Below are 25096 nucleotides of genomic sequence, written 5' to 3'. Positions count from 1 at the left end.
GTACCTGAATGAGTTTTAAATTATTTATTTAATATTTCATCTTCAGTTTTTGTATCATTTTTTCATTCAAGTTTTCACTGTATACTCCATAGGCATCGACTAATAAACCCTTAATTCCATTTTTAGACGAAATTGCATATAAAATACTGTTGTCGTCTGTACTACTCATTCCTTCAAACCGATAAAATTCATCTACCTCAAAATCTTCTGGATGAATTTCAATGGAAATTGAAGCACATTTAATACAATCCTGATGTAAATTGAAATCGTAGGTATAACCGTTACTTATTAAATCATTAATTGCCTCTGAAAGTGTGTCGTAATTTTTCATTTTTTTATTTATATAGCATTGTGAAGTAACTACCATCATTTTCGATAAACTTTTGATAGGTGAGTAAACCGTTTGAATTTAACTTTTCAGTTAATGAATAATTTAATTGTTTTATTCTTATACCAAAAGCATATGCTTTGATACTTATTTTTGATTTTATACTTAAACTTCGATTATTAATTTCTTTTTTTCTGTCATAGATTTTTATGGTGCTTTTTGAACCAAAAAAATTCATTAAACCCGAATCAAAACTTATGTCTAAATCAACATTCTCTAGCTTTTCGATATTGTACAATTCTTTAAAATTTATTGATTTTGTACTGATTTCGGTTTCTTTTGATTTTGGGTCTGCAAAAGGAAAAACAAATAAGACAATACTAAACTTTTCTGGTTCGCATTTATATGTTGTAGTGTATTTTTCTTTTAGTATTTTATTTTTATCATATAAAGTGGTTGTTACTTTTATTTCATAATAATCCTTTTTTTTAGTGATTTTTCCAGCTTCAAAAAGTTGCTTATTTAGCAAATCACCTTTATCATTATAGTTCTCTCTTACGATAGTTCTACCTTCTATTTGTTCTAAAAACATGTTGTTTTGAGATTTTGCACTTGTGCAAATAAACAATATGAAAAGACATAAATAGGATAGAATGGATTTGGTATTACAATTATATTTGTTTTTTATATTTGACATTTTTCTATACATTATCTAAAATATATTTAACTCTTTCTAAAGGAGGCAAAACAGGCACAAAAACAATTGGAAAACCTAAATCTTTATAAACATCAATTATTAATTGGTGAATAATTTTTTGATCCTCTTTATTTTCTGTTCTGGCATAGTCTTTTGTAAAAGGGAGTCTATCTAAAATAAAAATTTTTTTATAAGAGGTTTCTTTTATTGCCTTTATTAATTTTTCATCATAATCTAATTTCAAAAATTGATAATAGGCTAAAGCATCTGGAATGGCTCTGTCCAAAAAAACAATATCTTTCGCTTTAATTGAAGCTTCTTGTTCGATTTGCATGTCTAGAACTCCTAATTGAAATTTTCTTTTGTTATTTCTAATTTCTTCAACTGAATGTCCTTCATTTCGCATCGTATCGATGTAATGTCGTGCATGTTCTATTGTAGTAATATATCCTTGTTTTTGAAGCAAATCAATTACCGTTGTTTTACCAGTACTAGGGCCGCCAGTGACAACATACCAATTTTTCTGCGTTGAACGATTCATCATATTTACCTCTATTTTATAATTTAACTTCTTCAACACTATATAGCTGAGGTATTTCAGCATCCCAACCATAGGTTTCTTTTATTCCTTTCTGTAGTGCTTCCGCACCTTCTTTCTCCCCATGAACAATAAAAATACGTTCGGGCTTGTTTTTTATTTTACTCATCCAGTCCATAAGTTCTGTATGGTCTGCGTGTGCTGATAGTCCTTCGATTTCAGCTACTTGCATTTTGAAAGGTACCCATTTTCCGTACACTTTTAATTCTTTTTCGCCTTCTAATAATTTTCTTCCACGAGTTCCTTCGGCTTGATACCCTACAAAAAGTAAGGTGTTATCAGGATTTTGAGCTTGCGTCTCCAAATAGTTTAGCATTCTTCCACCTGTGAGCATTCCACTACCTGCGATTACGATTTTTGGTTTATTATCTGTTCGTAATTCCATAGTTTCTCGATAACTGCTTACTACTGTAAAATGAGAACACATTTCATCGCATTCGTTATCTTCTAACTTATGCCAATCTTTTGTGCGATGAAATAGTTCCAATACGTTAGCACCCATAGGACTGTCCATTATCATTTGTACTTTAGGAATTTTATTTTCTTTAAGCAATTTCCAAAGAATAAACATCATCAATTGCGCACGTTCTACAGAAAAACTGGGTACAAATAGACTACCACCTCTTTTTATGGTTTCATTGACCAGTTTTTCAATTTGTGGAATGGCTTCTAGTTCCTCTTGATGAAAACGACCTCCATAAGTAGATTCTATGAAAAGTACATCCGCTTTTTTTGGTTTCAAAGGAGAATACAGCAGTAAATCATTTGTTCTTCCTATATCTCCTGAAAAGACAAAACGTTTTCCGTGCACATCCAGTTCTATAAATGTAGCTCCTAAAATATGCCCATTATATTGAAATCTAGCCCTGATACCATCAAACAATGGAATCCATTGTGATTGTGGAACGCTCTTAAAATGAGGAATTGTTTTTTCCACATCCTTTAAATCGTATAATGGTTCTGCTGGACTATGTTTTGAATAACCTTCTTTATTAGCACGTTCGGCTTCCTGTTCTTGGATTTTAGCACTATCATTAAGTATGATTTTCGCAATATCCAAGGTAGGATTAGTACCATAAATGGGGCCGTTGAAGCCTTGCTTAACCAATCTTGGTAAATACCCTGTATGATCCATGTGACCATGCGTTAGTAGTACTATATCAATATCTGACACGTTGACTGGTGGATATTCCCAATTTTTAAGACGCAGTTCTTTAAGTCCTTGAAAAAGACCACAATCGATTAATATTTTTTTGTCTCCTGTGTCCACTAAATATTTAGAGCCAGTTACCGTTCCTGCAGCTCCTAAAAAGTGAATTTTAATACTTTTATTTTCCATGATTTCTTAGTTTTTAATGTTCGTTACATAATTGCAGAGAGTCATCCAGAATCTTCTTTTGCCGTATTTTATCAATTCCTATTTCTTCCAGTAGATATGAGTTTTCATAAATCTCTTTACACAACACAATGTTTTTATCCAATAATTTTCTTTTTTCCGCTTTTGTCAACGTCGTTAAAGCGGTTAGCGGATGTAGTCCTGATTTGTCTATTCGTTCTTTAAGTCCATTTCCCTTCGGGTAATCCCAACTTGCCAGACCTAAACCTACACAAGTTCCATATTGAATCGCATCAGTTGTGAATCTAGTGTTTGTATAAACCCATCCTTTGTGAAGTTTTGTATTGTGACCTGGTTGTTTTTTCCATTGTTTTTCAACATCCAAAAATCTTGATTGAATGTAAAGAGGAATTTTAACATTGCAAAATCGTCCTTGATCACTGTGGTATTTACATTCTATCATATAATGGTCATTATCCTTTTGCGCTATGACATCTATTTCGTGTTGCACACAATTACCCTCTACAATTACTCCAACTTTTGTTTCATATCCTTCGTGCAATAGTAGTTTTCCTATTAGTTTTTCAAAAGGAAAGCCAGACGGTCCCAATTCCATTAATGCTTTTTTGAGTTTATACCTCGATGCACTTACAGGTGACTTGCCTTTAAGCATTTTAAAAGCCATCTTATAGATTTGCTTGGTAGTGATGCCTTCATATAGCGATGCATTAACTTGCTGGACGATTTGCTTAATAAGTTCTTCATTTGCTTGTGAGCGTTTTAAGGACTTGATCAGTTTTTCAACATCAAATGGGACGATGTCTCCTGAGTGTTTAACTATGTTGATGGTGTTCTTCATTTTTTTAAGTTTTTTACATATTTCTAGTTTTTTAATAACTATAAATATTCCTTTCAATCCTTCTTTTTTAAGTTTTAAAAGACTTACCACAGTATTAGTCTTTCTTAACTATAAACTATGCTACTGTTACCTTATTATCCAGATAAACACTTTGTACTGTATGTAACAAATCAACACCTTCTTTAAAAGGTCGTTGAAATGCTTTTCGACCTAAAATCAAGCCTGAACCACCGGCTCTTTTATTGATTACGGCAGTTGTTACTGCTTCCATCAAATCGGAATCACCCTCGGAACCACCACCTGAATTGATTAATCCAATTTTTCCCATATAGCAATTAGCTACTTGCAGCCTACATAGATCAATGGGGTGTTTAGTAGTCAATGTTTCATACATTTCATCATCATATTTACTAAAACCAATTTCTTTAAATCCGAAATTATTAGTTGGCAACTTTTGTTTGATAATATCTGCCTCAATGGTTACACCTAAATGATTCGCTTGTCCTGTTAAGTCTGCAGAAGCATGATAATCAACATTGCCTTTTTTGAACGAATCATTTCTTAGATAACACCATAAAATAGTGACCATACCTAAATTGTGTGCTTCTTCAAATGCTTCGGCAATTTCTTTGAGTTGTCTGTTACTTTCGGCAGATCCAAAATAAATGGTTGCACCTACAGCTATAGCTCCCATATCCCAAGCAGCTTTTACCCTACCAAATAGTGTTTGGTCATATTTTGTGGGGTAAGTAAGCAGTTCGTTGTGGTTGATTTTGACTATGAATGGTATTTTATGAGCATATTTTCTTGCGTTCAATCCCAAAACCCCAAAAGTGGAAGCTACTGCATTACAGCCTCCTTCTATCGCCAATTTTATAATGTTTTCAGGGTCAAAATAGTCTGGGTTTTTATAAAATGAAAAGGCAGCACTATGCTCAACACCCTGGTCGACAGGAAGGATACTTAAATATCCAGTACCGCCCAGATTTCCGTGGTTGTATAGTTGGGATAAACTCCGAAGTACTTGTGGATTTCTGTTACTATTTGCAAATACTTTATCGAGACTATTTTTACTTGGGGTTTGCATTTGGTCTTTTGTGATCTTTTCACAAACGTAATCCAAATAATAATCTGCTTTATCGCCTAAGATTTCTGATATGTTTTTTCCTGCTTTCATTTTAAAAAGATTTAATGAATTCCTAAACTTTCATTTGTTTTAGCAATGGATTTATCCGCATCCATTTCAATTCCTGTAAGTGCTCTAATGGCATCGATAGTTTCAGGTATGACAATAGCTTGGTTGTCCACCACATAGGCATAGAATAATTCATCGCCCACAACTTTCAGCATATCTTCCCATAGTGCCACTTCATACATATCGCCCCACGGACGTCCCATGTCTAGAAACATTTCCTTAATGGTATTGTTTGAAACTAAACCTTGGTCGTAATGAATTAGTTTGATGCGGCTTGACGTTTTAAAAGCATTCAGCACTTCTTCTTTTGTGGTCTTCTTTTTTAATTTTACATTCCAATAATGCATGTGGCTCAAGGTTTCGGGTACTTTTACTGCAGAAGTAATAACGTTTAAATCAGGGTCAACACTTTGGGCGTCGGGACCTTGGTGGCTCGGTATATCTCTTTCTGGTACCATAGTGTTCATAATACCACCTAAATGACTTTCCCATGGGTCTGTAGCTCTTCTTAAAAGTGTTCCTCTAGCATATTCTAATAATCCAGCATTTTTTAAGGCAGTCAATGTTCTTAAAATAGAAGTGGTGTTGCAAGAAACTACTCTTGTAGCGTTTAAATTTATTGCTGATTTGTAATTGTTTTCGGCACTAAAGGAATGACCAGTAGTTTCGTGTTTTTCACCACCTTGAACTATAAATTTAATACCTATTTCTTTATACATTTTTATATTTTGAGCAGCTATATTTTTCGGGGTACAATCCACTACTAAATCTACCTTCTTTAAAAGTTCTTGCATACTTCCTTTTAATGGAATATTTGCAATTTTCATTTCTTTTTCGGCTTCGGGTGTTGCTGCATAGATATTGTACTCTTTTCTAACAGCGTTTTGAATGCGCCAATCGCTGATAACATCACAGACTCCTACTAGTTTCAAATCGTCTTGTTTATTAATAGCATCAGCCACTCTTTTTCCGATTACTCCGTAGCCTATAACTGCAATATTTTTCATATAATTTTATTTTTAAATTAATTATGTTTTATTAGTTTCCATTCCCATTGGCATGTTCCCATCATCATCTGTGTGTGAAATCATAAAAAAACGTTCTGAGATAAGTATTAATATAATTCCGATTGCAGCGACTATAATTACTAAAGGATCGTTAATGTATTTTACATAAAGGAAAGCTGAAAGAACCACTGCGTCCATAATAATTGCTATTAAGGGTATAATTGGATGGAAATCTACTTCCTTTTTAAGGTGACGAAAAAGGCCCCAATGAATAGCAATATCCATAATAAGATAAAAAATAACTCCAATAGAAGCGATTCTTGTCAAATCGAACAACATAGTCAGTAAAATAGCAAGGGAAACCGTGAATAGGAGTGCGGGGTTTTTGAAGTTACCTATTTTATTTAAGGATGGTACCTGTTTCATATTACTCAACATCTCCAATAGGCGAGAGGCCGAAAATACACTAGCTATTACACCTGAAAAAGTGGCAACGATTGCGATTGCTATGGTAATCCAAGAACCCCATTCCCCGAATATTGGTTTTGCAGCGGCTGCTAATGCATAATCTTTAGCTTTAATTATTTCCGGTATGCTCAATCCTCCTGCAACAGCAAGAGCAAGTGCTACATAAATCAAAGTACAGATAACAATAGAAGAAACAATAGAGCGGCCTAGATTTTTATGGGGGTCTTTAATATCTCCCCCTTGATTTGTAATAGTAGTGAACCCTTTAAAAGCTAGTATTGCCAATGCCAATGCAGCAACAAAGCCAACTCCCTGTGGCAGAGCCTCGGTGTTCTTTGGGATATAATTTCCAGTAATATTTGCAAATCCAGAAACTAATAGACCAGCAATTGCGAGCAATGCAATACCAAGCACTTTTATGACTGCAGTAAAGGTTGCTGTTGTTCCAATGACTTTATTACCTAAAATATTCACGATATATACCGTAACCAAAAGTAGAATGCCAAGAATAGTAGCATAACCAGCAAAACGTTCTGGAAATAATCGAAGTGTATAAGCTGCGAAAGTACCTGCTACCAAACTCTGAGAAACCACCATTGAAACATACATCAGTAAAGAAAACACACCTGTTGTAGTTCCTGGTCCATAGGATTTATTTAAAAATTTAACTACACCACCTGAGGAAGGAAAAGCATTTGAAAACTTTACATAAGAATAGGCACTGAAACCCACGACAACGGCACCTGCTATAAAAACAATTGGAAATAAATCTCCCACCAACTCTGCCATTTGCCCCATAAGGACAAATATTCCCGCACCTATCATTGCACCCGTGCCAAGAGATATTGAACCTACTAGCGAAAGCTTATTGTTTTGGACTGTGGTGTTTTTCATATATAAACTATTTCTTTTTGTGATTTACTATCATGCTTAATGACTTATTAAAAGCTTTAGTAATGTTATAAATCAAACTAATCACGTAGGTGTTAAATTAATTTCCTGATTTTTTATATTAATCTGTGCATTATAGATAACGGCAACGGAAGCACCTATAAGCCAACCTAAAATAAATGTTTGAATAATACCAAAGAATGCTTCTAAAAGCGGTACATCCATTCTTATAATACTGGAAGTATCCAAACCGTGTAAAAGGTTGTTGAAAAACTTGACGCTTCCTTCTTTTCCTACAGTTATCATGACAAGCATACAGCCCAAATAAAGTAGTGTTCCCGTTAATCCGGTTGCAAACCCCATTTTTTTAACATTTAATCGAAACATAATTTTAAGGCTTTTAATTAATTGTTAGCGTCTAAAATCTTTTTTGATTCTTGAAATTCTTCTTTAGATAGTTCACCATTTGCAAAACGCCTTTTCAAAATGTCTAGTGGGCTTTCCTTCTTCGATTTTTGATAGGGTATATCCGCTGGAACAAAGAAAATCCAGACTAAAAAAAACATCCATATAATCCACCATATCAGGTGCATTCCTCCGTAATGTGCGCTATAATCATGCATAATTTTTAGTTTTAAATTAATTTTCAATATTGAATAATATTCTTCTTGTAAGCGTTTTATTTATTATTCATCAGCATTCCATTTTCATTCATTTTCATTCCCTTCTCGTTCATCATTTTCATTGAGGACTGCATACAATCATTGCTCATCATACCATTTTGTTGCATCATTTGCATCATCGAGCCCATCATTTTACCATCCTTCATCATTTCTGACATCATTTGTGTCATCATGGTACTATCTTTCATCATCATTTGCATTCCTTGACCTTGCATCATAGAACCCATCATTTTTTGATTTCCCTGCATCATTTGCATGCCTTGATTGCTACTTTGCATTTTGTCCATGAATTCCGTCATATAATCGTTATTGCCATAAATTTCATTGTAAACTTCATTTCTTGCTTGTGAATTTTCGAGCATGGATTTCGAATCAGTTTTTGGATTACAACTGCTTAATGTTAATAATCCAATAATTAAAATTGCTATTGTTTTCATATTATTTAATTTATTTGTTACTACTTTATTCATCTGTTTCTATTTAAAGTTTTTTGATGATTTTTTCTAACTTAACTGTAATTTCTTCTGCCACTTTATTCAATTTTTCATTTTCCACAGCCTTCATTGATGCCATAGGATTTACCGCGGCTACTTCAATAACTCCAACTTCGATTTCCTGAACTATGACATTGCAGGGTAGCATAACCCCAATTTTATCTTCTGCTTGCAAAGCTTGATATGCATAGGGTGGATTACAAGCTCCAAGTATCTTATACTTTTTAAAGTTTACATCCAGCTTTTCCTTTAAGGTTGCTGTCACATCAATTTCTGTGAGTATTCCAAAACCTTCCTCTTTCAATCCTATAGTAACTTTGTCGATAACCTCTTCAAAAGTCCCCTTGATTGTTTTGTTAAAATAATAGCTCATAAATTTTATTTTTTGAATTTGACATCCGTTTTTTATACCTATTCCTCATTGGACAATTCGCTCTTCGTGAATCGGTTGACTAGAATATCCACAGGATTTTCCATCTTTATGGTATTTTATTTATTTTGTCCTTTGTTTTTAAAAAAGACTAATACAAGTACAACAGGTATTAGTATCCACAGCCACATCATCATATTTTTTTAATTTTAGAAATTATTTTTTATTTAGTTTAATGTTGTAATCTTATACACCTTGACTATATCGAGAAGCAATTGCAACGGATCAAGTAGTTTTTAATTATGTATCGATTACAACATCAACTATCCGTTTTCTATTTATGTTTAATAAGGTTTTAAACCCTATCCACAACAACATCCACCCTTGTTTTTTTGAGTTGATGAAGGTTCTTCTTCACCAATGCTGTAATTACCCGCTTTTGATAAAGCAGCATTTAGTTGATTTAAAGTAACTGAATCCGCTTTTTCAACAATTGCTTCTGGTGGATTCATACTTACCTGCACCGAGCTGACCCCTGTTACTTCTTGCAAAGCTTTTTCTACTGTTTGCTTGCAACTTCCGCAAGACATGCCGTTGATTTTGTATGTTTGTTTCATGATTTTAAATATTTTTATTACTATTGGTGTATGAATTTTGAAATAAAGTATTCCTTAATGGAATTATTTATGGTCGGAATGCTTTTTATCTTTCATGTCCTTGTCTTGTATCTTTTCCATCATCATTTTCATCATATCTGGATTCTTCTGCATCTTTTCCATCATCATTTCCATCATTGCTGGGTTTTCCATCATTTCCCCTTGCATGTCTTTGTTTTCATGCATTTTATGCATCAACATCATTCTTCCTTCTGAACTTTCCATCATTTTATCTAGCATCTTCGTCTGCATTTTTTCTTTCATTTCAGAATTTTCCTCCATCATTTTCGCCATATGTGTTTTCATCTTTTGTTTCATTTCTGGATCTTTCTCCATCATTTTTTTCATGTTTCCAGATTCCATCATTTGCATATGACTATGCATCATTATCTTATTTGCTTCTTCATCTTTATTTGCTAGATCAATAAATTCTTTGAATTGGTTTGGGTTTGAAATTATTTCCTGATATACAGCAGATCGGTTGCCTTGAATACCCATAGTTTCAGAGGCATTAAATGTTGATTTACAGCTAATCATTGAGCCTAGTGTGATGATAATCAGTAGTGTTTTTACAATTTTTTTCATTTTTTCATTTTTTTTTAATATTATTAAATCCTTTCCACTTCATTTTTTTATTTTTTAAATTAATGTCTCAATTTATTTCTGTTATATTATAGCCAGAGAGACTATCGAGTTGCTTTTGTAAATCGGTAACTGAAAGGGGTTCTGTCGTTGTAATTATTGAAGCTCCTTTTGGTTCCATGGAAATCCCATCATTGTCGATTTTTTGTTTGCTTCCAAGGTTCTTTTTACACTTGTGATGCATCCACCACGGCTAATTCCGTTTATTTGAAATTTTTGTAACCTTGATTATAGTTTTTAGATTCTATGCTATGGTATGCAATAAATATTTTCTTATAACTTTTATTCCTTTTAGAATGATTTTTTTGTTATAATGAAAATTTAATTTGCTAATAGTATTGATTAATACTTCTTCTCTGTTTTAATTCAAATTTACGATGAATATCAGGTAACTAAGATGATATTTATCAGGTTTCAAAAATTTGTAGTCAAAAAAATGAGTATTAAAATTGATTGCATCCCAACCATTAGTTACGTATTGTACGCGACCCAAATACTTTTACATAGCTACTTTGTATAATTCGCAATTGGTTCCTTTTATTGGTTTGTCTCCTTTCAAGTAAGAAAAAAAAAGAATAAGACCAATATAAACTGTTTGTCTTACTTTTAATTAATTCTTAATATTTTGTTGTTACCAGTATAATTAAGACAACTGTGTTTTACATTTTGATAAAATTTTGCTATTGATTTCAATAACTGATATGGAATAACCTTTATACACAATACGACACGTTAAAAAAGTAGCCATATATTCTTTTGAAATATTCATAATTTAGCACTTATATGGTTACTACAAACATTTTTGTTACTATGTAAAATTATAAATTTAACAATTGTTTAATTAGTATAATTTTGTGTTATTTTAGTATAATTTACAGATTATCAGATGTATTATACTTTTGATATTTTTATTTTTTTAAAACTAGTAGTAGTTAACCCTGTTACTTTTTTAAACTGCTTACTTAAATGAGCAACGCTACTATAATTTAGTTGATAGGCAATTTCACTCAAGGAATGTTCATTGTATATTAATAATTCTTTGGCTCGTTCTATTTTTTTGAGTAATAAAATAATGCTCAATAGTCATTTCGTTTGCTTCAGTAAGAAGATTGCTTAAATAATGGTAATTCTGGTTTAGTTGATCGCTGATATGGTTAGATAAATTTATTTTCAACACTACTTCAGAATAATGTACCAAATCTATAATTATGATTTTTATTTTTTCAATGGTTTGACTTTTTCTATCATCTATAATTGCTAATCCTAAAGAGTTTAGATTAATATTTAGTTGTTCTCTTACACTGTATATGCAATCTTCTCGAATTGTACTTTCGCCAATTTCAACAGATACAGGAGTAAGTCCAAGTTTTTCAAGCTCGGACTTCACCATTACCTTGCCGCGATTACAAAACATGTTTTTATTATTTTAAATTGCTCATATAAATATCGTGTTGATTCTACTTTATTGTGTTACATAATTCTGGTTAAGCTTTGTATAATTAATCGGGGACATTGACAATAGGTGATTTTGGAGTCAAAAGAATAGAATCTACAGAAGAAAAACACACCAATGAAGAAGTACTAAGACTTGCGAGTGCCCTAGAGTAAAGCTTTGAACACCCAATTGCTGTTCGAGTTATTAAAAAGGTTAAAGAAGGTAATGGTATTACTCCAAAGCCTGAAAATTTTAAAATCATTACAGGAAAAGGAGTAAAGACTGATGTGGAAGACAAAAAAATAAAAGTGGTTAGTCTGGGCTATTTGAGGGATGAAAATATAACTATTTCCCAGGGCGGCTATAGTGACGCCGCTGAAACGGTAGTTTTTGTACTAATTGACGGGCAATTGGCATGATATATTGCTCTTGCGGAGGAAATTCGACCAAAATCTTATGAAGCTATAAAAGTCTTCAAAAAGAATAATATCAAAGTAGTAATTGCTACGGGAGATAATGAGAAAACAACTAAAGCAGTAAGCGATAAATTGGGATTGGACGGTTACTATTCAGAAGTACTCCCACATCAAAAAGTTGAAATTGTAAAAGAACCTCAATCTAAAAAAAAATTGTAGACATGACAGGTGATAGTGTAAATGACGCTACTGCATTGGCACAAGCAAATGTTGGGATTGCTGTTGGTTCCCGTGCTGATGTGGTAGCCGAAACGGCAGATGTTATTTTGGTAAATAGTAACCCTCAGGATATTGCCAATTTTATTTGGAAAAGCGACTTATAGGAAAATGTTTCAAAATTTGGTATGGGCTGCTGGCTATAATTTGGTTGCCAATCCACTAGCATCGGTTCAGGTAAGCGGTCTGTAAGATGGTTTTGGTCTTGAATAGGACCTGTTTTCCCAAGGGAACACAAGGAGCTTTGGAATGGAACGGCACTTTAGTTTGTTGTACCATCGAATTGCCCTGGTTGCAAAACCAAAGGCGAATTTCTTGTATTCCCGAAGGAGAATATGTTTTACAGAAGCGGCTTAGTCCAAAATTCAAATGGCATTTGCATTTACAAAATGTTCCAGGTCGAGATTTTATATTAATCCATCCTGCTAATGATGCTAAAAAAGAACTGGTGGGCTGTATCGCTCCCGTAACCAATCATACCAGAATAGGGAAGGGCAGTGGCTCTCGAATAGCGTTGGAGAAGTTGAAAGCTCTTGTTTATAAAGCTTTGGCAAACAACGAAGGAGTGAAAATAAAGATCCAATCTAATCCTTCGACTCCGCTCAGGATGACCAGGCTTAAATAAAAGCAGATAAATTATGAATGTAGTAGAAAGAACAAAATCGCCCACTCCGAAATTTTTCAGGATGTTGCGAAGTATTGGTTTGGCCTTATTGGCGTTAAGTGGGAGCGTGATTGCGGCACCAGTAGTTTTACCAACCGTTGTTGTAAGTGTTGCAGGTTATTTAGCCGTTGCGGGAGGTGTGCTTTCTGCGGTGAGTCAAATGACAGTTGATGATGATGCGAAAGCGGAAGAGGATCTCTTAAATCGAATGCGAAAATACAATGAAAATTTACCTAGAGATGGAATCAAATAACAGTCTACAAATTGGAACCGCATCTGGAACTTTATTGAGTGTAGTCCCCAACATCGTTTCTGAAGACATTGTAAAAACAGTTATCTTAGCGGTCGTGGGAGCGATTATTAGTTTTATCGTTTCGCTCATTTTAAAAGGATTAACAAAATTTAGAAAGAAATAGTTTAGGTTTGGATTGGTAACCTTTTCCTGAATTTGTTTGAAAGCCTGGTCGCGAGATCAGGCTTTTTTTTATGCATGATTTGTGTTTCTTTTTTAACTACTTAAATATTTTTTTATTTTAATGATTTTAAAACCTGTACCAAAATTCACATAATCCCCCACTTTTTTATTTAATATTTGCTGGGCAAAATCTTTATTTTCAGTCAATGGTGTAACCTCTTCTCCATCTATATTTTGACTTTCTATTCCGATAGAATACCATTTTAAGATCCCACCTTTATTTTCTAATTGGACGATACTATATTTAGAGACTTTTTCGATGTCAATACTCCTTAAGTTTTTTAACTCAACTTCAGAGAGTGTCATATTTGACTCCGAATGAAAATAATCTAATTTATAAATATTATTGTTTTTTGAAATTGTGAGACCGTGTTCTACTTTTAAATGACTTATGTGTCCGTCAACTCCACTTGGTTCTCTACCACTTCTTTTTATTAATTCATCTCTAGTCGCTCCTTTTAATAATTCGTGGTCAATAATACCACAATCTTTTGTGTGCCCAAGCCAACTTTCACCATTAAATAAAGGTTTCTTTTTTTGAAGTAGAAGAGTATTTGTTTGCTTTATGTCTACTTTTTTATCTCGATTAACGGTCATAATATTTATCTGTATTATATTTTAAATTTATTTTTAATTTCTTTAATAAATAAGTTTCTATTTCTCCCAATATTAATATTTGTTAAATAGAAATTCCCACTGCCAATTAGCCAAAATATTTTATCAACTACAAAAGCGCTCACATTATTATCGATAGCTATTTTATCTATAACCTTTAAGGTCTGATAATCCTGTTTTAATATTGATTTTTCATTAGGATCGATCAAATCCAGTTGTTTAAATATTTCTTTTAGATGTATATCGGGCTTTCCATAATTTAAGAAACCGATTTCTTTCAAGAAATCGCAGGCCAAAGGAAAACCAATTCCTGAAATTTCAATACTAATCAACATAGGTAGTGCTGGTTTTGATTTTTCATCATTAGCAAAAAAATTAGCCCAATTATAAAATGCCTCAGCGTTTTTAAATTCGTTTAGAAAATATGCAGAATCAATAACTGACTGACAAAATTGAGGCCAAATACTTCTTGGGGTTCTTCTTATTTGTCCTTTTGGATTTAGTTCTGAAATTATATTATTTAATAACTTTTCAGAGTCATTTTTCTTGAAATTATCAGTGACATGTTTAGGGTTGAACCCAAAAAGGATATTCTCTAATTTTTCTACACCTCCAATTGACCCACCAATAACTTTGGTACTCATTTGTTTGTTTTGTGCAGTTTCGCAAAGTCTTTGAAAAATAGCATTAATATTTTCAGGTTTATTATATTCAGGTTGGAAATGTTTTTGAAGTAGATTTTCTGTAACTCCTTCTTTATCTAAAAGGAAATAATAGGCAAAATTATAAAGTTCTTTATTTGTCATTTAGTTTTTCAGTCTTATATAATCCTTTTATATGTTCAAGATAACAAAATCCAACTTGAATTTTCGTGAAATTAAATCATTTCAATTAAACCAGTATTATTGGCATTAGTCGAGATTATTAATTTCAAATGTACTTATAAAACTTATCTAATGTTTTTATTTTTTACAATAGTTACTTAAAATTACACTTCGCAATTCATTAATAAGAATAATGTCCTTATGGAATTGTTCTTCTTTTTGTTCCAATAACTTCAACGCCTGGATTTGTTTTTTATGCAGCTCGTGTTCTTGTAGCATTTCGTTAACTTTTGACATAAAATGCTTTTTAAAATCAGCAATTCTTAAAAATGGAATTACGGATCCCAATAATGACTGGTGCCAGAATTTTGCTTTCCATAAACTATAAGCTAACCAATACACTGTTCCGGCATCTTCATCGTTTTGAAATAGGATTACAAAGCTATTGGTAAATGGTTCTTTTTGAGGCTTGCCACTGTTCATTCCTTTGTTCAGAATAAAGATTTGGTTTGCTCTGTAAACAGCATTTTTTTGGTGTGTTTTGATGATAAAATTTGGCATAGCGCTTTGGTGTTAAAGATTCGACCTTAATTTTTTTCGCTGATTATATTTTCTTTTGGATGCGAAGAATGATCATTTCGGAAAAGAAAAAAGAGAAAAAAAGAAAGCCGTTATTACAGCAGAAATGACGAACGAAAATGGAGGGAAGAATGACCGACTGGAAGTGAGGAATGAATGCTATTCTTGCTGGATTTTTTTCTTTTTCTTTTCAGAAAAATGCACTATCGTACTTGTTGAAATTTCTTAGGGGTGTTGTTGTATAAACGGCAATTAAACACCCCCAAGCACCGCAAGGAGCAAGAAAAGTGGTGCCCGTTTTCAGGGCAAGGAACTTTTTTTTGCGGATGAGGAGCGCCGTGGCGGGGTTGCGGAAATCGAACAGCCACCATAGACGCGAGAGTTGAGCGAAGGTACGAAGCGAAACGTAGCGGCTATGAGCGTGAAACGGTGGGTAAAAAATAGAAGGCAACCGCCTTTTCGGCGGTGTACCTTGATTTAGGGCAAAGCGACCGAGCCAACTGATAATTGATAGTGGATAATTGATAATTGGAAATGGATGCTTCTAAGATAACGTAAGCGAGGTAAGCGGAGCCAAGCCCGATGGCTGTGCGAAGGAGCAACCGCTGAAAAAACGGAGGGCTGCAGACACAATATGGCTGGAATGCAGTGAAACGTAGCCTGCGGAGTGTAACGAAATGAAGCGGTATTGTGGATGCATAAGCCCGACCGAACGCAGGAAGTGACCGGGTGAAGATGAGGAACGAAACAGCGCAAAAAATATAGCTGCTTATTTTCAAGCTGCTGTATTTTTTTGTGCTGTGAAGTGTCTGAGGAACGGAGGGAAAACTAACTATTAAATCGAAGGGATAAATTGCTTATTTACCAAAATTACTATTATGAAAATGCAAGGTTGACCGACTGGAGCAGCCGAACGGAACAAAGGGAACGACCGCAGAGAGACCGCTTAATTGCTCGTGATGTTTATATTTTGTTTTTTTCTGAATATTTGTAAGTAATGAATTGCAGATTGTATAATTTGTTGAATATATAATATAAAATTCTATTGTTTTTCAATTAAATGATTTCCTAATATCCCTATTAACACCGGTTGTTTTGTGATTTCCACATCTATTTTTTCAATCATTTATTAGCCTCCTTATCATTTCTAAAAATTATAATATCTTCAGTAGTTGGCATACGTATATAAAGTTTTTTTTGATATTCATATAGCCATTCTAAAAAGTTACTATATTCATCTATTTTATTTGAATCAATACTATCTTTAAGTCCTGCTACAAAAATTATAAAATTATCCATCCCTTTTTTTACATATTCATCTAAACTTAAATCTGAGTCAGTCCATTGATTTCTTCCATCAATTAATGAATTCGCTTTGGCAATGATTTTTTCTCTTTCTCTTATGTCTTCAAAAATATTTGCAATAAATTTATGATCAATATTTCTTGCATAGCCCTCTATTGTTGAATTACTGAGGTATAAAAATTGAAATTGATTCTTAATATATCCTTTTGCTACTGTTTTTATATCTTCAAAAAACAATCCAAAATAGAAATAAGGATAATGTATTTCATAAAAGAAATTTAAGAAATTAAGAACTTTATTATAATCATCTTTGTTGTTTTCAATTTGACTAGGAATAATTTTTAACATTATTTTTAATAGTTCACTTTTATTTAAAAATTTAAAAGCATCTATTTTTCTTGAATTTATATGGCTACCAATATTATTTTGTCTATGTAATGATACATCGCTAGGAACTTTTGAATAATGCATACTCAATTCATGCATAAACTGTCCAAATGAATCTTCAAAATTTGTAAATATTGTATCTAATATTTTTTTGTATTCTTCCTCAAAAAGTGTTTCTCCTAAATAAATAAAATCAAGTATTTCAACCTCATCTACAGATCCTATTAACTCTTTTTTTATTAATTTAATTACTTGGCTATATTCATTAATGCTTTTAATATTCTCATGCTTTAACACAAATTTTTTAATATCATTTTTTATTAAATATTCATTTTCATTACCTAATACTCTATCATTAATCAAATTTTCAATTGTAAGATTCTCAAGCGCATTAGTTAATTCTGTGTATGAAAATGATTCATTAAAAACATTATTTCCAAAATAAATTGGGAAATATCTTTTTTGATTAATATTTTTAAAATTGCTATCTATCCCTGTTGGAGGAAACAAACTTTTAATAATAGAATAGATAATAATTTTATCCTGATTTTCGACTTCTGAATTAATTATGAGTTTATCTAAATTTTGTTGTTCAAACTTTAAAGTATCTTGATTACCAAGCCAATAACCAATTCTTTTTGAAGTGAAATTTTTATAAATCCACTTATACCTAAAAAACAATAGTTTTAATAAAAGATATTCATCTAATTCAATATCCTCAAACTTTTTTAATGTTTTGATATTTATAAATAACTCGTTAAAAAACTTTTTAACATCTCTTCTTGATTCAAAGAAAAATGAAGGAATCAGTTGGATTTGTTCTAATTTATCAAAATCAGTTATATTTATTGTATCCTTATTTTGTTCATTCTTATGTGAATTTAAAAATAGTTCTAAATTAATATTACCTAATTCATCATTATTATAAAAAATTCTATTTATAGATTTAGTCAATAAATTTTTATCTTTATCACTATATCCTGAAGACTTCATTATTAATTCAATCAAATAAATAACAAACCCTCTTTGATTCTGTACAGTTAAGCTAATTTCTAAATTAAATATTTTATCTAAATAATGATTGTCGATTTGAGACTGCTTAACCACATATTCTCTATCAAAACCACAAATAAAAACTACATTTTTGAAATCTGCAATATTTCTTAAAATCCTTAGAGTTTCTAGAATTTCGTTCTTATTTAGTCTATCAATATCATCTACAAAGACAATTATTTTTCTATCAACTTTTTCAATAATTTCGTTTATATCATCATAAAACCTCTTTATTGTATTGTCATTAGCATTGAAAACAGATTCGGTAATTGATTTTAAAAAATTAATATATTTATTATCAACTAAAGCCATCATTTGTTTTAAATAATTATCAATAACACTTTCAGAATCTCCAGAATACTTGGATAATTCTGTTTTAAGTTGATTAAAGAAATTATTGATTATTGATTTTTCATCTTGGTGTTGCCAAGCATTAAACCAAAATGTAATAGGTTGAGATTCCTTACTAGGTTCGTTTCTTAGCTTATATTCAACTCGTTTTAAAAAACTTGTTTTACCTAAACCCCAAATTGAATTTACTCCAATAATAAATGAGTTTATTGGCATTAAGTTCTTAACAGCAATAACAACCTCATCGATAACCATCTCGTTATCATTTAAGTTTGTTTCTTCAAACGGAATGTCTTCTAAGAGAAATGAAGGATTAACTATTTCAGGTTTTGTCTTTAAATCATCAAACCATTTAATTAAAATATCATATAGTTTATAATTTGAATAAAATATATTTCTTACTAATAGTATTGAAGACAGAAAAGACATTAATAAAATTATATCTGAATAATATATACTCCACTTCACATTGTAAAAAGAAAACCACAATTGATCATTTTCATTATTTCGAAGAAATAGATATATCGTACAAATTAAAAAAATCAGATAATTATGTTTTTTAGAAATCCTATAATTTTTTATAATAAACCATAAGAACCTAATTACTATTATTAAAATAAGTAATGTGAAAATAAAATAAAAATTATCACTTTTTACTTCTTTATCGGTAATAAAACTATTATTTGATATAAATGATGATATTTTACTTTGAAAAAGAAGAGTAATGATTGAGAAAATTATCCAAGAAGATATGATTGATAAATTGACTTTTATTAGCTCGAATAATATTACGATTTTATTATCTTTAAGACTCATTTACATTATTTTATATATTAATTTTTCAGCGAAAATTCTATAATTGGTATCAAGTACATTTAAAACATTTTCAAACTCTAAACCTTCAATTTGCTCTTTTTTCAAAATTTTATTTAGTACTTCCAACACATCGAAATGAACTAAATCATCATCAAATTCATCCTTAATGTCAACCCATAAATCTTTACTCTCTAAAACTCTACTTTTAAGGAAATTTGTCGCTTTTTCTTCATACTTTTTTAAAATATTTGAACCCAAATCATCAAAAATAGATTCACTACTTTTAATATTAATGATTTGATTTTTAATTTCTTTGTAAGAAACAATATCTCCTAAAACTCTTTCATAGTCTGCTATTTTTGGTAGTTTAATATTCCAAAACTCTAATTCAAGAAAATCTATTATATCATCATTAATTTGATATGTTGGATTAAACCAAAATTCACAATCTTCAATTTCCTTATCTAAATTATAAATCATTAATTCAATAGCACCTTTATTGATTGGTTTTCCATTAAAAAATGGTATGTAAATAGCTTTATCAATATTACTTTCAACATAAACACTTTTAACACTGGTAGGGCTTACATTTATAGTTTTTTGCAAAAACTCTCTCGCTACTATAACCGAGTAGATAAAATCCTCATTACATATCTCACACGTTAAAATTAATGAGTTATTAATTTTACTATCTAGGTAAATATTAAATTGAAAACCTGATTCTTTGGAAATTAATTTTCGTTCTTTATAAAGTCTCTTGTTAATATCATTCTTAACAATAACAAAATTTTGATTTGTTTGATTAATGATTTTTGTGTTTAAATTTCCTTTTTTAAAATTAAATTGATGCCAACAATTAAATAGGATTTCAAGGTTTTTATTTTCTTTTAAATGAATTTGGTCAAGTTTACTTTCATCACAATATTTAGAAAATAGATGCATAAATTCTCTATGATATAAATTACAATTTTTAAGAGCACTTTTTATATTCATAAATGCAGGATTTAGATTGTATTTATCATCATTTTCTGCAAATAATCTTGACTTTTGGACATTAATCACATTACTTGCTACAGTATTAAAAAATCCATTTATTGAATTAATGAAACTATTCGAGTAACCTTTTAATTTTGAATATTTCTCAAGTGAAGTAATATTTTCAGTAACTAAATTATTTTTTGAGTTTGCATCCAACTTATTCGATTTACCTTCATCTGATACATATCCCCATTTATCGGAAATGTTTTTTGGAAAAGGAATGGACTTAATTTCTTGAACTTGAAGTTTTAATTGGTCTAAATCCTCAATAAATTTTACAATATTTTTGTTTTTAAAGTATTCCTCAAATTTTTGAATTAAATTGAAAAGTATCACAATATATTTTTCTCTTTTCTGAACTACTAAATCAACATATTCATTCCAGTTCTCAGGCTTGAATTGATAATTGTACAAATTGCCAATCAATGCATTATTTGTCACTAGAAAAGGAGTTGGTATATTTGATATTGGTATTTCTTTTAATGTTGGGTCATAAGGCATTTCAATTCCAAAAAAATTAAATCCAATACCTTTTGTAGAATAAACTTCTTTATTTGGAAAAGCAAATCGAAGTAAGTCAATTATTTCCATAGATAAACTATTTAGATAATCTCCTTCTTTAATTACTTTTTCATCATATTCAATTGGGTCAAAGAAAAATTTACATTCAATTTTTTTAGTTTCACTAAAAAATAAAATATTGTACTCTTTTCTGATTCGTTCAATAAACTTATTCTTTATTTCAATAACATATAAGCTGTTGTAATTATTCAATTGAAGTCCAAACAATAAAATAGAAAAATCTTTCAATGATAATGGAGTGTTAAGTATTCTTGAGAGTTCTTCTTCGTCAATTATTGTAATAATGTTTAATTTTAATTCGGAAATCCAAAAATTAACTTCTCCTAATGACTTTGTATCATTTAACTTTAAAATGTTTGATTTAATAAATTCAGTGTCTTTGAAACAATCTTTTACATATTCATAAATAATCCTCTTATCTGTAAATTCTTTATGAATTTCCTTAATATGCACCGTTTTTTCTGGGGAGTATAAATTTTCTAAAATTCCAAATATTCCATTCTCTCTTTCATTATTAGCAAAATCAAAAGGAACTAAATATGACCATAAGTCTTTAAATTCTGAATATAATTTAGAAATTGGTTTTATATTTTTAACGAAAATGAAATCATAAACTCCTTTCCATATTAAGGCATTAAAAACTCCGGAATAAGCTGTCCAAGTATTAAATTTAATGCTTTTGAGAGTTTCAATACAAGCCAAAACATTATAACCTTTATGTAAGCTTTCTAATAAATAAATTTGTAAATCTTCCTCATTTATTAAGTTAATTGAATTTGTTATATAATCAAATATATCAATATAGTTTTCGTCACTAAACAGAATCTCACATATAATTTTTGATCTTATTGGATGCAATCCGGTTATATATTCTTTGTCTTCTGAATATTGTAACAGGTATTCTTTTTGAAAATAATCAATGTATAGTTTTGGGGTGTTTATTTTTAGTTTACCAACTAATTTTTTATAACTAATTTTAGAATTAAAAATATCTGCTAAACAAACATATCGTAATATTTCAAGCTCTTCCGTTTTATTAATGGATACTTTTTCTTGTATTCTTCTAATCTGATCCTTTAATCTACTTTCTAAAGAATCTCCTTGATTTATTAAATAAACATATTCCAACAAAAGCCCTCCATTGTTAAACTTAATCCAGGATTCTTCAAAGTCAATAAATTTTAAATCTTCTTTAAATTTTGAGAGACTATCATAAATAACTTTTGCTTCAGCTTTGTCAAAACTTAAATCGATATCATTAAACTTAAATTCAAATCCTAAAGTTGTCTTGTTCCAATCCTCTTGCCTTATTGTTATCAAAAACCTTAAATTCTTTCTGCCATACAGTTCTTTTAAAATTTCATTCCAATAAATATCTTGCGGTTTAATATCTATATATAATAAAATTGGAAAATCTAATCCTCTTGAGAGTGTATCCAAACTATTAATAGTTTGATAAACCTCATTTATATCTTGCGATACTTTTAATTCATACGAAGTGCTATTCGGTGTAAAATCATTAATATATCGGTATGCTAATGTGCTTTTTCCTTGACCTGATGCTCCGTGAACGAAAACAATATTATCAGTTTTATAAGCTTCATTTATTGCTTCTAATTTTTCTTTTCTGTAAACATCTAAATTTGCTAAAATATGTTCAAACTTTGCCGATACTCCATAATAAAATCCCTCTTTATAAATCTCCGGATCATCATTAAGAATTGATCTTGTTGTAAATGGAATAATTGTATTTCCATAACTATTGTTGAATGATAATTGGTCGTTAACGAATTTACCAATACTTTCTAATTTAGTAATTAATCCTTTTGAAAAGATACTTTGTTGTTTTTCTCCAGCAATAAATAACCAGTAAATTAAAAGCTCTAAAGCTATTTTTGAATCGGAAAAAAGACTGAACTTTTTAAGTCTTTCAATTATTTTTCTTTCTAATTCACTCTCATCAACAATTTCAAAAGTAAAATTTTGAATTATTTTATCAATGTCATCTTTTTTTAAACCGCTTTTAGTTAACTTTTTTTGTAGTTTTTCTTTATCAGTTAACTCATCACTAATTTCATTAAACGAAACTAACTTAATAATTGTGTTAGGAGAATGATTTAAAACATTTGATGCTCTTTGGAAAAAAGAAGTTTTTTTAGAAATTAAATCTGAAAATACTAAAGGATTAGATTTGTTCTTAATTTGAATTATTTCAACATAAGAATTATTTGCATCAAGAATATCTAAATCTTCAAACTTTCCTTCAGGTTGGAATATATAGCCATTGTTATAGTCGGAAAGGATTTTGTGTAAAGAATATAAAAATTGCGTACGATAACCTTTTAATGCAAAAATTGCTCCCATAAATGGATATTTAAAATTATTAGATATTTAAAAAATACGCTCAAACAATTGCAAAAGATTTTCTCTGACTACTTCATATTCGGGTAATTTATCAGGTTGAATTTGATGACCTAAACTGTTCTTCCAAGCTCCTTTTAAAGCTTTATCACTTTTTGGATTGATTAATTGATCTACACCAGTGAACTCAATATTTTTGAAATTCATTTTCTTGTAAAAAGCCTCAACAATAACTGTCCAGTTTAAATCAGGGAAATTATTCGATAAGTACCAAATGTCATAATAGTCACGTGGAGCCGTATAAGAACGCTGGATTAAGGCTCTGATTTTTTCGGATAAAACTTCTTCGATTTTATAGCAAGGTATTGAGTTTTCTAATGCTAGTTTGTCAGAATAGGGATGGCTAACTACTTGTTCTGTAACTTCAAAAATCATTTCTTCATAGAGAATTATTTCGATTTTAATTTTTGTCTGCCAGCGGTCTGGAGTTGTAGGCATTATATTTTTGGGATGGTCGGCACCCCAAAATTTAATGATGGCTTCGTAACCTGTTAATCGGTCTTTAAATTGTAATGGTTTTAATGAAACAATATGTGTTTTTACTCCAGTATTGTCTTCAATATGTTTTGTGATAAATTTTAAATGATCTGGAGTAAGTTTAAATTCTTGGAATTTTGATGTGAAATCCAAATCTTCTGAAAATCTATATTCTTCAAACCAACACTTCTTCAAACAAGTCCCACCTTTGAAGATTAATGTTTGCTTTAATTCCGGTTCGTTGAATATTGCTGCTATAAAGTGACCCAACATCCAATCTTTATCAATTACTGATTTAGATACGCCTAGTTGTTCGGAAATGGTTGCTATTTCTTTTTGTAGAATCATTAATATTGTTTGTTACAGATGTCTAAAATTTCTTCGCTGCTTATGTTTAATCTCAACCGCCATTTGTTTATAAACTCGCCTTCTTCTATTCCAAATGGATCAAAGAGATTGTATTTTTCGTTGACCTCTTTTAATGCGAAGTTTATAAATGATTTCATCCCTTTTTTATTTAGTAATTCAGCCAAATATCCCATTCGTTTCGTAATAGCAATGTTTTTAATGGCTTTACAATACGCAATCATTTTCTCATTGTTGAGGTTTGCTTGATTGAATGCCCTGATCAATTCGGCATAACCACCGGAATATTGAGGTAAATCAAAACAGTCAATGATGGTTTTTTCAACATCGGTCATTTGGTAGCTATGGTTTCCAAAGCCTAATTTTTCTACTCCAGTAATTTTTGATTTTGAAATTTGAATAAATTTATATGAAACTCCAAAAACGCTTTTGTCCGATTTCCTTTTTGTAGTTTGAATAAAAATAGAATTTGGAAATTGTTCTGTAAGTCCGTGTTTGTTTAATGCGGACCAATATGCGATTGCAGAATCTACGGTTAATTTGCAGCCAATTACGTTTTCATCTCTAAAGTTGTATCTGCAATATTTGCCTCGTTCTATGCGTGAGAGTAGTTTTTTATGTACTAGATTTTCTAGTATCTCGTTTATGTTTTCAAATTCGCTTGATGCAATAGATTTAATCTCCTCTAAAGTAAAGATGTCTAACTCATTATCATCAAGCATTAGCATAAAATCTATTTGATTTTGTGTTGTGTTTTCTGAAATATAGGTGCTTTTGGCCATTACTAATCGT

Annotated in this window: 27 protein-coding genes and 1 pseudogene; 6 read left to right on the top strand and 22 right to left on the bottom strand. The window is 30.7% G+C overall.

Going from position 1 to position 25096, the window contains the following annotated elements; all coding sequences use genetic code 11:
• Window positions 1–28 precede the first annotated feature (28 nt).
• From E0F76_RS07530 to E0F76_RS07450, 15 genes and pseudogenes are all read right to left on the bottom strand, one after another.
• The gene (locus E0F76_RS07530) at window positions 29–331 is read right to left on the bottom strand and encodes a phosphoribosylpyrophosphate synthetase (RefSeq protein WP_132003675.1); all 303 of its coding nucleotides are present in this window, start codon (window positions 329–331) and stop codon (window positions 29–31) included.
• A gap of 4 nt (window positions 332–335) precedes the next feature.
• Window positions 336–920 carry a hypothetical protein gene (locus tag E0F76_RS07525; RefSeq protein ID WP_132003672.1) on the bottom strand — a complete coding sequence of 195 codons (585 nt, stop codon included), beginning with the start codon at window positions 918–920 and terminating at the stop codon, window positions 336–338.
• Between the two features lie 109 nt (window positions 921–1029).
• Window positions 1030–1569 (bottom strand): AAA family ATPase, encoded by a 540-nt coding sequence (locus E0F76_RS07520; protein WP_132003669.1) that lies wholly within the window; start codon window positions 1567–1569, stop codon window positions 1030–1032.
• Window positions 1570–1582: 13 nt separating this feature from the next.
• Window positions 1583–2962 carry an MBL fold metallo-hydrolase RNA specificity domain-containing protein gene (locus E0F76_RS07515; RefSeq protein WP_132003666.1) on the bottom strand — a complete coding sequence of 460 codons (1380 nt, stop codon included), beginning with the start codon at window positions 2960–2962 and terminating at the stop codon, window positions 1583–1585.
• A 13-nt stretch (window positions 2963–2975) separates the two neighbouring features.
• A complete protein-coding gene (locus tag E0F76_RS07510; protein ID WP_132004019.1) occupies window positions 2976–3818 on the bottom strand; it encodes an ATP cone domain-containing protein in 843 nt (280 codons plus the stop codon).
• A gap of 115 nt (window positions 3819–3933) precedes the next feature.
• Window positions 3934–4995 carry a class I fructose-bisphosphate aldolase gene (locus E0F76_RS07505; protein ID WP_132003663.1) on the bottom strand — a complete coding sequence of 354 codons (1062 nt, stop codon included), beginning with the start codon at window positions 4993–4995 and terminating at the stop codon, window positions 3934–3936.
• Between the two features lie 11 nt (window positions 4996–5006).
• Window positions 5007–6020 (bottom strand): type II glyceraldehyde-3-phosphate dehydrogenase, encoded by a 1014-nt coding sequence (locus E0F76_RS07500; protein WP_132003660.1) that lies wholly within the window; start codon window positions 6018–6020, stop codon window positions 5007–5009.
• Window positions 6021–6041: 21 nt separating this feature from the next.
• Complete coding sequence (locus tag E0F76_RS07495) at window positions 6042–7382, bottom strand: APC family permease (RefSeq protein WP_132003657.1); 1341 nt, start codon at window positions 7380–7382, stop codon at window positions 6042–6044.
• Between the two features lie 81 nt (window positions 7383–7463).
• Window positions 7464–7766, bottom strand: a complete 303-nt coding sequence (locus tag E0F76_RS07490; RefSeq protein ID WP_132003654.1) for a DUF5676 family membrane protein — start codon at window positions 7764–7766, stop codon at window positions 7464–7466.
• Window positions 7767–7783: 17 nt separating this feature from the next.
• Entirely contained in the window at window positions 7784–8002 is a 219-nt protein-coding gene (locus E0F76_RS07485) for an SHOCT domain-containing protein (protein ID WP_132003651.1), read from the bottom strand.
• Between the two features lie 56 nt (window positions 8003–8058).
• Window positions 8059–8532, bottom strand: a complete 474-nt coding sequence (locus E0F76_RS07480; RefSeq protein ID WP_246022004.1) for a hypothetical protein — start codon at window positions 8530–8532, stop codon at window positions 8059–8061.
• Window positions 8533–8542: 10 nt separating this feature from the next.
• A complete protein-coding gene (locus E0F76_RS07475; protein ID WP_132003648.1) occupies window positions 8543–8929 on the bottom strand; it encodes a DUF302 domain-containing protein in 387 nt (128 codons plus the stop codon).
• 359 nt (window positions 8930–9288) lie between these two features.
• Complete coding sequence (locus E0F76_RS07465) at window positions 9289–9543, bottom strand: heavy-metal-associated domain-containing protein (RefSeq protein WP_132003645.1); 255 nt, start codon at window positions 9541–9543, stop codon at window positions 9289–9291.
• Window positions 9544–9606: 63 nt separating this feature from the next.
• Window positions 9607–10119, bottom strand: a complete 513-nt coding sequence (locus E0F76_RS07460) for a hypothetical protein (RefSeq protein WP_246022003.1) — start codon at window positions 10117–10119, stop codon at window positions 9607–9609.
• Between the two features lie 996 nt (window positions 10120–11115).
• Window positions 11116–11638: pseudogene (locus tag E0F76_RS07450) on the bottom strand (helix-turn-helix domain-containing protein).
• 443 nt (window positions 11639–12081) lie between these two features.
• Here E0F76_RS07450 and E0F76_RS19595 point away from each other — a divergent pair.
• The 5 genes from E0F76_RS19595 (at window position 12082) to E0F76_RS19275 (ending at window position 13431) form a co-directional block, all read left to right on the top strand.
• Window positions 12082–12294 (top strand): HAD family hydrolase, encoded by a 213-nt coding sequence (locus E0F76_RS19595; protein ID WP_281275273.1) that lies wholly within the window; start codon window positions 12082–12084, stop codon window positions 12292–12294.
• A gap of 2 nt (window positions 12295–12296) precedes the next feature.
• Window positions 12297–12458, top strand: coding sequence for an HAD hydrolase family protein (locus E0F76_RS19590; protein WP_246022002.1), 162 nt, complete (start codon window positions 12297–12299; stop codon window positions 12456–12458).
• 86 nt (window positions 12459–12544) lie between these two features.
• Complete coding sequence (locus tag E0F76_RS07440) at window positions 12545–12976, top strand: DUF5675 family protein (RefSeq protein ID WP_132003639.1); 432 nt, start codon at window positions 12545–12547, stop codon at window positions 12974–12976.
• A gap of 13 nt (window positions 12977–12989) precedes the next feature.
• Window positions 12990–13268, top strand: a complete 279-nt coding sequence (locus tag E0F76_RS07435; protein WP_132003636.1) for a hypothetical protein — start codon at window positions 12990–12992, stop codon at window positions 13266–13268.
• Entirely contained in the window at window positions 13255–13431 is a 177-nt protein-coding gene (locus tag E0F76_RS19275; RefSeq protein WP_165932660.1) for a hypothetical protein, read from the top strand. The genes E0F76_RS07435 and E0F76_RS19275 overlap by 14 nt, the downstream gene beginning before the upstream one ends.
• A 92-nt stretch (window positions 13432–13523) precedes the next feature.
• Here the strand turns inward: E0F76_RS19275 and E0F76_RS07430 are convergent, their stop codons facing one another.
• The 3 genes from E0F76_RS07430 to E0F76_RS07420 form a co-directional block, all read right to left on the bottom strand.
• The gene (locus E0F76_RS07430) at window positions 13524–14087 is read right to left on the bottom strand and encodes a hypothetical protein (RefSeq protein WP_132003633.1); all 564 of its coding nucleotides are present in this window, start codon (window positions 14085–14087) and stop codon (window positions 13524–13526) included.
• A gap of 14 nt (window positions 14088–14101) precedes the next feature.
• Window positions 14102–14911 (bottom strand): hypothetical protein, encoded by an 810-nt coding sequence (locus E0F76_RS07425; protein WP_132003630.1) that lies wholly within the window; start codon window positions 14909–14911, stop codon window positions 14102–14104.
• A gap of 156 nt (window positions 14912–15067) precedes the next feature.
• Entirely contained in the window at window positions 15068–15490 is a 423-nt protein-coding gene (locus tag E0F76_RS07420; RefSeq protein ID WP_132003627.1) for a DUF6943 family protein, read from the bottom strand.
• A 55-nt stretch (window positions 15491–15545) separates the two neighbouring features.
• On the opposite strand from E0F76_RS07420, the gene E0F76_RS19270 reads away from it, so the two are divergent.
• Window positions 15546–15737 (top strand): hypothetical protein, encoded by a 192-nt coding sequence (locus E0F76_RS19270; RefSeq protein WP_165932659.1) that lies wholly within the window; start codon window positions 15546–15548, stop codon window positions 15735–15737.
• A gap of 893 nt (window positions 15738–16630) precedes the next feature.
• Here the strand turns inward: E0F76_RS19270 and E0F76_RS07415 are convergent.
• Genes E0F76_RS07415 through E0F76_RS07400 form a run of 4 tightly spaced genes read right to left on the bottom strand, consistent with a single transcriptional unit; the run spans window position 16631 to window position 25086 of the window.
• Window positions 16631–19420 carry a KAP family P-loop NTPase fold protein gene (locus E0F76_RS07415; RefSeq protein WP_132003624.1) on the bottom strand — a complete coding sequence of 930 codons (2790 nt, stop codon included), beginning with the start codon at window positions 19418–19420 and terminating at the stop codon, window positions 16631–16633.
• The gene (locus E0F76_RS07410; protein WP_132003621.1) at window positions 19421–23404 is read right to left on the bottom strand and encodes a hypothetical protein; all 3984 of its coding nucleotides are present in this window, start codon (window positions 23402–23404) and stop codon (window positions 19421–19423) included. It abuts the gene before it with no gap.
• A gap of 27 nt (window positions 23405–23431) precedes the next feature.
• Window positions 23432–24286: a nucleotidyl transferase AbiEii/AbiGii toxin family protein gene (locus tag E0F76_RS07405; RefSeq protein WP_132003618.1), complete on the bottom strand. Its 855-nt coding sequence runs from the start codon at window positions 24284–24286 to the stop codon at window positions 23432–23434.
• A complete protein-coding gene (locus E0F76_RS07400; protein ID WP_132003615.1) occupies window positions 24286–25086 on the bottom strand; it encodes a type IV toxin-antitoxin system AbiEi family antitoxin domain-containing protein in 801 nt (266 codons plus the stop codon). The genes E0F76_RS07405 and E0F76_RS07400 overlap by 1 nt, the downstream gene beginning before the upstream one ends.
• Window positions 25087–25096: the final 10 nt, after the last annotated feature.

Origin of the sequence: Flavobacterium cellulosilyticum (assembly GCF_004349355.1) — a bacterium.
Lineage (GTDB): Bacteria > Bacteroidota > Bacteroidia > Flavobacteriales > Flavobacteriaceae > Flavobacterium > Flavobacterium cellulosilyticum.
The sequence above is the reverse complement of the archived record's forward strand: the minus strand, read 5'-3'. Positions and strand labels throughout refer to the sequence as shown.

Coding starts and splice junctions, on each gene's coding strand:
- E0F76_RS07495 (WP_132003657.1), bottom strand. CDS start 7,382: ATGAAAAACACCACAGTCCAAAACAATAAGCTTTCGCTAGTAGGTTCA.
- E0F76_RS07440 (WP_132003639.1), top strand. CDS start 12,545: ATGGTTTTGGTCTTGAATAGGACCTGTTTTCCCAAGGGAACACAAGGA.
- E0F76_RS07465 (WP_132003645.1), bottom strand. CDS start 9,543: ATGAAACAAACATACAAAATCAACGGCATGTCTTGCGGAAGTTGCAAG.
- E0F76_RS07500 (WP_132003660.1), bottom strand. CDS start 6,020: ATGAAAAATATTGCAGTTATAGGCTACGGAGTAATCGGAAAAAGAGTG.
- E0F76_RS19275 (WP_165932660.1), top strand. CDS start 13,255: ATGGAATCAAATAACAGTCTACAAATTGGAACCGCATCTGGAACTTTA.
- E0F76_RS07515 (WP_132003666.1), bottom strand. CDS start 2,962: ATGGAAAATAAAAGTATTAAAATTCACTTTTTAGGAGCTGCAGGAACG.
- E0F76_RS07425 (WP_132003630.1), bottom strand. CDS start 14,911: ATGACAAATAAAGAACTTTATAATTTTGCCTATTATTTCCTTTTAGAT.
- E0F76_RS07510 (WP_132004019.1), bottom strand. CDS start 3,818: ATGAAGAACACCATCAACATAGTTAAACACTCAGGAGACATCGTCCCA.
- E0F76_RS07485 (WP_132003651.1), bottom strand. CDS start 8,002: ATGCATGATTATAGCGCACATTACGGAGGAATGCACCTGATATGGTGG.
- E0F76_RS07415 (WP_132003624.1), bottom strand. CDS start 19,420: ATGAGTCTTAAAGATAATAAAATCGTAATATTATTCGAGCTAATAAAA.
- E0F76_RS19590 (WP_246022002.1), top strand. CDS start 12,297: ATGACAGGTGATAGTGTAAATGACGCTACTGCATTGGCACAAGCAAAT.
- E0F76_RS07420 (WP_132003627.1), bottom strand. CDS start 15,490: ATGCCAAATTTTATCATCAAAACACACCAAAAAAATGCTGTTTACAGA.
- E0F76_RS07520 (WP_132003669.1), bottom strand. CDS start 1,569: ATGATGAATCGTTCAACGCAGAAAAATTGGTATGTTGTCACTGGCGGC.
- E0F76_RS07480 (WP_246022004.1), bottom strand. CDS start 8,532: ATGAATAAAGTAGTAACAAATAAATTAAATAATATGAAAACAATAGCA.
- E0F76_RS07505 (WP_132003663.1), bottom strand. CDS start 4,995: ATGAAAGCAGGAAAAAACATATCAGAAATCTTAGGCGATAAAGCAGAT.
- E0F76_RS07410 (WP_132003621.1), bottom strand. CDS start 23,404: ATGGGAGCAATTTTTGCATTAAAAGGTTATCGTACGCAATTTTTATAT.
- E0F76_RS07460 (WP_246022003.1), bottom strand. CDS start 10,119: ATGATTAGCTGTAAATCAACATTTAATGCCTCTGAAACTATGGGTATT.
- E0F76_RS07405 (WP_132003618.1), bottom strand. CDS start 24,286: ATGATTCTACAAAAAGAAATAGCAACCATTTCCGAACAACTAGGCGTA.
- E0F76_RS07430 (WP_132003633.1), bottom strand. CDS start 14,087: ATGACCGTTAATCGAGATAAAAAAGTAGACATAAAGCAAACAAATACT.
- E0F76_RS07435 (WP_132003636.1), top strand. CDS start 12,990: ATGAATGTAGTAGAAAGAACAAAATCGCCCACTCCGAAATTTTTCAGG.
- E0F76_RS07530 (WP_132003675.1), bottom strand. CDS start 331: ATGAAAAATTACGACACACTTTCAGAGGCAATTAATGATTTAATAAGT.
- E0F76_RS07525 (WP_132003672.1), bottom strand. CDS start 920: ATGTTTTTAGAACAAATAGAAGGTAGAACTATCGTAAGAGAGAACTAT.
- E0F76_RS07490 (WP_132003654.1), bottom strand. CDS start 7,766: ATGTTTCGATTAAATGTTAAAAAAATGGGGTTTGCAACCGGATTAACG.
- E0F76_RS07475 (WP_132003648.1), bottom strand. CDS start 8,929: ATGAGCTATTATTTTAACAAAACAATCAAGGGGACTTTTGAAGAGGTT.
- E0F76_RS07400 (WP_132003615.1), bottom strand. CDS start 25,086: ATGGCCAAAAGCACCTATATTTCAGAAAACACAACACAAAATCAAATA.